Here is a 2,156-nt window from a genome sequence, read left to right on the forward strand (position 1 = left end):
ACATCCCTTTGGAATATATATTGAGTGCCTATTTTCTTCTGAAAGTTCTATAGATATATATTTTCCATATGTTTCAGATTTTTTTCTGAGATCTAAAATTACATCAATTATTTTTCCTTTTATTACATAAACCAATTTTTCATGATCGTGTGGAGGAAGCTGGAAGTGCATTCCTCTGATTACATCTTTTTTTGAAACAGAATAATAGCTTTCTTTAAATTTGCTGCATAATTTATTTTCTTTGAAAAATTTTTTGTTATATGTTTTTGTAAAGCTTCCTCTTTCATCCTCTGCATGAAAAGTTTCTATTATAAAAACTCCTTTGAGCTCAGTTTTGATGAGTTTCATGTTATGCCTCCTTTTCTGTAAACTGTTTTATCTGATCCACACAAAGGTGGTAAACATCTTTATCTTTATAATTTTTATACCAATCTACTGTCATTTGAAGTGCTTCATCAATACTCAGTCTTGGCTTCCAACCTAATCTGAATCTTGACTTGGAAATATCAAGCACAAGAAGGTTGGCTTCATGGAGTTCTTTTGGGTCTGATATATCCTCTATACTTCCTTTTCCGTATAGTTTTATCAGTTTGTCAGCGACACTATAGACATTTACGATAGAGTCTAGATTGGGACCGAAATTCCATCCTTCAGAAAAGCCTATAGGGTTTTGCCACATCTTCTGTCCTAACAAAAGGTAGCCACTAAGTGGCTCTAAAACATGTTCCCATGGTCTCACTGATTCTGGATTTCTGATTTCTATTGACTCATCTTTTTCAATAGCTTTTATACAGTCTGGGATTATTCTGTCTGCAGTCCAGTCCCCTCCACCTATTACATTTCCAGCCCTTACACTGGCTATGGATTTTCCGTGGGAACTGTAGTTTGCAGGATTGAAAAATGACCTTCTCCAGGAACTTATTGCGATTTCGCAGGCTCCTTTGGAAGATGAGTAGGGGTCATATCCACCGAAAGGATCGTCTTCTCTATACCCCCAAATCTGTTCCTTATTTTCATAACACTTATCTGTTGTAACCATTATTCCAATCTTGGTTTGTGCTGTCTCTCTTATGCACTGTAGTATATTGATTGTCCCCATGACATTTACCTCATAGGTTTCTACAGGTATCTCATATGAAAGTCTCACAAGAGGCTGGGCAGCCAGATGAAAGACCATATCTGGGTTATATTTTTCAAAAACAGATGCGAGTTTTTCCTTGTCCCTTATATCCCCTCTGATATCTGTTATTTTTTCCTGAAGGCCAGCAAGGACAAAATTATCTTTTTCTGTATAGGGATCAAGGGCGTATCCTATTACTCTAGCCCCAAGTTCTAAAAGCCAGATGGAAATCCAGGAGCCTTTAAATCCAGTATGACCTGTGACCAATATTGTTTTTCCATTGTAGATATTGTCGTAAAATTCCATACAGTCCTCCTACATCAAAAATTTAAAAATAAATTATTACGACCATACCCCTTATAAAAAGAAAGAAGTATGGTCTAATTATTTTATAGATGTAAAATTTTGAAAATATTTGAATTACCATACTTTCCAAGGAGCTTTTCCTGAGTCCCACAGATCATTTAGGTCATTGTTATCCTTGAGAGTATCCATAGGTTTCCAGAATCCATCGTGAATGTAGGAAGTCATCTGTCTTTCTCTGGCGAGAGTCTCAAGTGGTTCTTTTTCAAGCATCATTGAATCACCACCCAGATAATCAAAAAACTCCGGTTCACAGACGAAATAGCCAGCATTTATCCACATGCCGTCACCTTTTGGTTTTTCTGTAAAGGCAGTAACATCTCCATTTTCGTCCATTTGAAGAGACCCAAATTTACCCTGTGGCTTGTACGCTGTCACAGTAACATATTTTCCTGATTTTTTATGTTGTTCGAGAGATTTGTGTATATTTATGTTTCCGACACCATCTCCGTAGGTCAAAAGGAATGTTTCTCCGCCGATATATTTTTGTATTCTTTTAAGGCGACCAGATGTGCCTGTGTTGAGTCCCGTGTCAACAAGAGTCACTCGAAATTTTTCTGTGTTGGATCTGTGAACTTCAAAACTATTTGTCTGTAAATTTATTGTAACGTCTGAATTATAAGTGTAATAATTTAAAAAATATTCTTTGATCATATAACTTTTGTAGCCAAGA

3 protein-coding genes are annotated in these 2,156 nt (G+C 36.1%); all 3 read right to left on the bottom strand.

Annotated elements, in window-relative coordinates; translation table 11 throughout:
- A partial coding sequence (locus ABZA26_RS13460) for a dTDP-4-dehydrorhamnose 3,5-epimerase family protein (RefSeq protein ID WP_372715013.1) occupies nt 1-348 on the bottom strand: 348 nt, incomplete at its 3' end.
- Nucleotide 349: 1 nt separating this feature from the next.
- Nucleotides 350-1,426: a CDP-glucose 4,6-dehydratase gene (rfbG, locus tag ABZA26_RS13465; RefSeq protein ID WP_372715014.1), complete on the bottom strand. Its 1,077-nt coding sequence runs from the start codon at nt 1,424-1,426 to the stop codon at nt 350-352.
- Between the two features lie 114 nt (nt 1,427-1,540).
- Nucleotides 1,541-2,156 (bottom strand): sugar phosphate nucleotidyltransferase (locus ABZA26_RS13470; protein ID WP_372715015.1); only part of this gene is annotated, 616 nt, incomplete at its 5' end.

Origin of the sequence: Ilyobacter sp. (assembly GCF_041583315.1) — a bacterium.
In the GTDB taxonomy this organism is placed as follows: Bacteria; Fusobacteriota; Fusobacteriia; order Fusobacteriales; family Fusobacteriaceae; genus Ilyobacter.